This window comes from Pelomicrobium sp. (assembly GCF_036803785.1).
Lineage (GTDB): Bacteria > Pseudomonadota > Gammaproteobacteria > Burkholderiales > UBA6910 > Pelomicrobium.
In genome coordinates, this window is record NZ_DAIRTR010000179.1 from 1 (window position 1) to 5063 (window position 5063).

The 5063-nt window shown below is 66.4% G+C and carries 4 protein-coding genes; all 4 read right to left on the reverse strand.

All coding sequences use genetic code 11. The features are described from left to right. A partial coding sequence (locus V7Q81_RS14600; protein WP_333844720.1) for a hypothetical protein occupies positions 1 to 1324 on the reverse strand: 1324 nt, incomplete at its 3' end. Beyond that, a complete protein-coding gene (locus V7Q81_RS14605) occupies positions 1324 to 2526 on the reverse strand; it encodes a type II secretion system F family protein (protein WP_333844723.1) in 1203 nt (400 codons plus the stop codon). The genes V7Q81_RS14605 and V7Q81_RS14600, both read right to left, overlap by 1 nt. Before the next feature lie 25 nt (positions 2527 to 2551). After that, positions 2552 to 4267: a GspE/PulE family protein gene (locus V7Q81_RS14610; protein WP_333844726.1), complete on the reverse strand. Its 1716-nt coding sequence runs from the start codon at positions 4265 to 4267 to the stop codon at positions 2552 to 2554. A gap of 61 nt (positions 4268 to 4328) precedes the next feature. After that, on the reverse strand, positions 4329 to 4979 hold the full coding sequence (locus V7Q81_RS14615) for a tetratricopeptide repeat protein (RefSeq protein ID WP_333844728.1): 651 nt from the start codon (positions 4977 to 4979) through the stop codon (positions 4329 to 4331). Between the last annotated feature and the right edge of the window lie 84 nt (positions 4980 to 5063).

Genomic DNA, 5063 nt, shown 5'->3' on the forward strand with positions numbered 1-5063 from the left:
GTCTCGGGGAGGGCCCTTTCTCGACGTTATCCGGATGGGCGGTGATTTGCCAAGAAAGCTGTGTGAGCCGCAGCCCAGGAAAGCGCTCGAGGGCCTGGCCGATGCCGGAGAGCACCTCCACCGGCAAGGGGGAGGATAGGGCGAGGCTACGGGCCACCCGCACAGCTTGGCGCATTTCCGAGGCCGACCACGGGGTGGGTGGGAAGGTGGCGCGGATCGCCTGGTGCTGCCGCTCCAGGCTCTGTCGTTGGGCGTCGAGCTGCTCGGCGCGGCGGGACAACGTCACTGCCTGCCAGACATCCAGGCCGGCCCAGAGGAGGAGCCCCAGCCCGGTGGCCAGGACCGCCGCCCGGGCGAGCCGGCGGGCTTCCCCCAGGGCATGGTAATGGGTGTGGTGGGCGGCGGCGTACTGGTTGGGGGGTCGGCTCTTGACCAGCGTGTGCAACAGCAGGCCGGTGGCGTCCGAATCGGGCAGGGGGTCACGGTAGCCCAGGCGCGCGGCGAGCCCGCCGATGTCCAGATACGCGTAGCGCACCCGGGGCGAGTCCTGCAGCCGCGCAGCCAGGGCTTGCTCGTCCTGTCGCGAGCACACGATGGCCACGTGCATCGGTCGCTCGGAGGGCAGGAGGCTTAAGCTCTGCAGGTACTGAACGGTGCGGGCAGCCTCGTGGATCACCGTGGCGGTGAACGGGGCGGCACCGGTCGAGGGCGGGCTGCCGTCGGAATGAAGCCCGTCGGAGGAGGGTAGAGCGCTCGCCAAAGGGCTCAGGCGGGAGAAGCTCACGTAGCCGTTCTTGAAATAGGTCTGGCGCACTCCGGCGTCGCGCTCCCAGGTGATGAGCAGCAGGTCTTGGCTGGAGATCAGCCGGGCGATGTACCGGCTCAGGAGGGGCACTGAGTACAGCCCCCGCAGGGGGATTTCGTAATGGACCAGCAGCTCGATCCAGGGCGCGATCCAGCCCGGATTGGTGAGGGCGGAAAACAGAACCCGGTCGTCGCGCCGGCCTACCCGCTTCCGCTCCCGAACCTCCGCGTGGCGAAAGGGTGTGGAGCGGTAGAACTGCTCCAGCTTGCGCGCGAGCAACCCTGAACGCTCAGGCCCGATCAGGTGGGGAACGGTTTCGAAGCGGAAATCCTCTTCCACCAGGTCGGCGAGCATCCACGCCGTGCGGCGGCGTTGGGACAGCTCGGCGGCGTAGGCGGCGAAGGCCCGCCGTCCCGACTCGTCGGCGGTGAAGGCCCCCTCCAGGGAAACATGGCCCCCGTGCCAGCGGTAGGCAGTGAGCCGCTCGGCGGCAAGGAATAGCAACGCGGGCTCGGCCATCAGAAGCGGGTCCTGCTGATGACGTCGTATACGGGCATGAGCACCGAGAACATGACCCAGCCGATGAGCGCTCCCAGCACCAAGGTGAGGAAGGGGCCGATCATGGTCTGGATCCGTTTCACCGACTCGCGCACGTCCCGATCATAGAAATAGGTGACATTGAGCAGCGCCTTGTCCAGGGCGCCGGTCGACTCACCCACCCGCAGCATACGCAGCACCAGGGGGGGGAACAGCCCCACCTCAGCGAAGCTCTGAGTCAGATTCTTCCCTTCCTCGATGCGTCGGCCGACTTGCTCCAGGCTCGCCGCCACCACTCGGTTGCCGGCGATGTCCCGCGCTGCGGCAATGCACTCCAGAATCGAGATGCCAGAAGCATACATCATGGCGAACGTGTTGGCGAAGCGAGCCAGGATGATCTTGTGCAGGATGGGCCCTACGAGCCACAGTTTGAGCTTCAAACCGTCGATGCGGCTCTCCAGCCCGGGCATCAAGCGGGCGCCCAGCCAGATCCCGGCGGCCGCTCCGGCCAACAGCCCGGCAGCGAGATACCAGTAGCTTGCGACCGCCTCCGACACGGCGATCAAGAGCTGGGTCTGTAGCGGCACCGCCTGGCCGATGTTCTGCATGAAACCGGAGAGCTGGGGCACTAGATACAGCATCAGGAACAGAAATACGGCAAGCACCACCACCAAGACCATGGCGGGGTAGAGCATGAGCTGGCGAGTCTGGGCGGCCAGCTCGTCCTGCCACTTGAGGCTTTCCGTGATGTGGCCGAAGACTTCGGCGAGCCGGCCGCTTTGCTCTCCCGCGCGCACCAGGCTCACGTGCACTGGCTCGAACACCCGAGGATACGGTGCCATGGCCTGGGACAGGCGCTGCCCGCCTTCCACGCCCTCGATCATATTGGCGATGATCTGGCGAAACGCCGGGTCGTTCATGGTGTCGCGCAAGTCAGCCAAGCTCTCCAGCAGGGGCACGCCAGCCTGGGTGAGGCTCTCCAGGTTGAAGAAGAAGGTGATGAGCTCCTGGCGCCGTACCCGGCGCCCGAGGGCGAGCTGGCTCGCTCGGGCCGGCCGTGCGGAGATGAGATCGAGCCCGCCGCGCTTGAGGCGCAACTCCAGGTCCACCGGGTTGGCGGCATCCTGCATGCCACGGACGCGTTTGCCCGCGGGATCGACGGCGACGTATTGGTACAGAGCCATGGTGGTTTACTCAGCCCCCGGGATCCTAGGCGATCCGGTCGGTGAGGTCGATCACCCGCAACACTTCGTCCAGGGAGGTCACGCCCTCCAGCACTCGCTGGATCGCGTCTTCAGCCAAGGGACGGAATCCCTTGGCGAGGGCCAGGGTGCGGATCTCTCGGGCCGTGGCCCGGCGCGCCACCAGCTCGTCCAGGTCCTCGTCCATCTTGAGCAGCTCCATCACCGCGATGCGGCCGCTGTAGCCCTGGTGATCGCATAGCTCGCAGCCCGCCGCCCGATAAATGGTGGGCGGCGCTTCGTCGCGCTCCAGGCCGAGCAGGCGCCGCTCCAGCTCGCCCGGCTGGTGGGGTTTCTTGCAGTGGTGGCACAGCACCCGCACCAGCCGCTGGGCGATGACCCCGATGATGTTGCCCGCCATGATGTCAGGCAGGATGCCGATGTCCAGCAGACGCGGTATGGCGCCGATGGCGGAGTTGGTGTGCAGGGTGGAATACACCTGATGGCCGGTCATGGCGGCACGGAAGGCCATTTCCGCGGTGGGGTGGTCCCGGATCTCTCCCACCAGGATCACGTCCGGGTCCTGGCGCAGGATGGAGCGGATGCCGCTGGCGAAGTCGAGCTTGGCCGTTTCGTTGACCGAGGTCTGGCGTACCAGGGGCATGGGGTATTCCACCGGGTCTTCTAGGGTCATGATGTTGACCCCGTCGGTGTTGATGTGGTTGAGGATGGAATAGAGGGTGGTGGTCTTGCCGCTACCGGTGGGGCCGGTTACCAGAATGATCCCCTCGGGGCGGGCGATCATGATCTTCAAGGTGGCAAGCGCCTGCTCGTGCAGGCCCAGCATGTCCAGCGGCACGATGCCCTTTTGTCGGTCCAGCACCCGCAGCACCATGTTCTCGCCGTAGGTGGTGGGGTGGGAGGCGACGCGGAAGTCGATGAGCCGGCCCGACAGGCGCAGGGAGATATGGCCGTCCTGGGGGGCTCGGGTCTCGGCGATGTTCATGCCGCTCATGACTTTCAGCCGCACCACCATGGCCGGCCAGTAGGACTTGTGCAGGCTTCTCACCTGCCGTAACACCCCGTCGATGCGGTAGCGAATGCGAAGGAAGCTGTGCTCCGGCTCGAAGTGGATGTCGGAGGCTCCCCGCTGCACAGCGTCCGAGAGCAAGGCGTCGATCAGGCGCACCACCGGCTGGCTGAACTCGTTGACCCCTACCAGGGGGGTCTGGTAGTCCATCTCGCCGGGCTCGATCTCGTGCAGGATACCGTCGATGGACAGCTCGAAGCCGTAGTACTGGTCGATTGCCCGCAGGATATCGGATTCGGCCGCGAGCAGCTGCTGGATGCGGTAGTCCTCCTTGACCAGGGCGCGCACCTGGTCCAAGGCGATGATGTTGTCGGGATCGGCGATGGCGATGGTGAGCTGGCGCCGGCCATGGTCCACGGCGATGGGCAGTATCGCGTAGCGCCGGGCCACTTCTTTGGGGATCAGCTTGATCGCCTGGGCATCGACGATCACCTTGGTGAGGTCGATGCTCTCCTGCCCCAGGCTCTCCGACAGCACGTCCCGGATGGTGGCTTCCGAAAGAAAGCCCAAGGCCACCATCAGCCGCCCCAGGGGCAGGTGGTTTTTGTTCTGCTCCTGCAGGGCGATGCGAAGCTGGTCTTCGCTGATCACCCCCTTTTCCACCAACAGTTGGCCGAGGGGGCGTTGGGTCAGGCTGTGTTCCACGGCGGACATGCCAAAAAATTCGCAAAAACCGTGCCTTTGAAGGGGCCGGCGCTCCCACGGAGCGCCGGCCCTAGCGGCCCGATTCCCCGAGCTCGCGAAGCCGGGCCTCCACCTGGGAAGAATCGAAAGCGGCCGGACCCGCCGCGGCCAAGGCCAAGGCGCGCCGGTAGTATTGTCCCGCCAGCGCCGTCTCTTTCAAGTGATCCAGGCTGACGGCCAGGTTATAAGCGTAATCGGCGTTTGCGGGTTCCAATTTGAACGCCTGGAAGTAGGCCTGCTGAGCTTCGTTCCAGCGGGACTGGGTGGCGTAGAGATTGCCCAGGGCAAAATGGAGGGCGGCGGCCTCGGGCTGCCCCGCCAACAGGATCTTCAGCCGGCTTTCCAAGGCCACGGGGTCCGAGGCCGGTGCCTCCAGCGCCGCAAGCCCTGCCGTGGCCAGGGGGTCCCGAGGGTTCAGTGCGAGCGCCTGGCGGTAAAAGCGCCGGGCCGCGTCGGACTCCCCCCGTTTCACCGCGATGGCCGCAAGCCCCAGCAGGGCGTCTCGGTTGCGCCGGTCCCTGACCAAGAGCGACCGATAATGCCCTTCCGCGGCGCTCAGGTCTCCTGCCTGGAGGGCCTGGTAGGCTTCGGCGAGGGCCGGGTCCACTTCGGGGGAGGCGGTAGTGCGCTCGATGCGGATGCGGGAGGGGACGGCGAGCGGCGCGCTCGCCTCCGCGGCCATGGGGGCCGGGGTCGGCGGAGAGGAGGGTGCCGTCTGAGCCTCGGTTGTGCTTGGGGCTGGAGGAGCACTCGTCGTGGCGGTGGG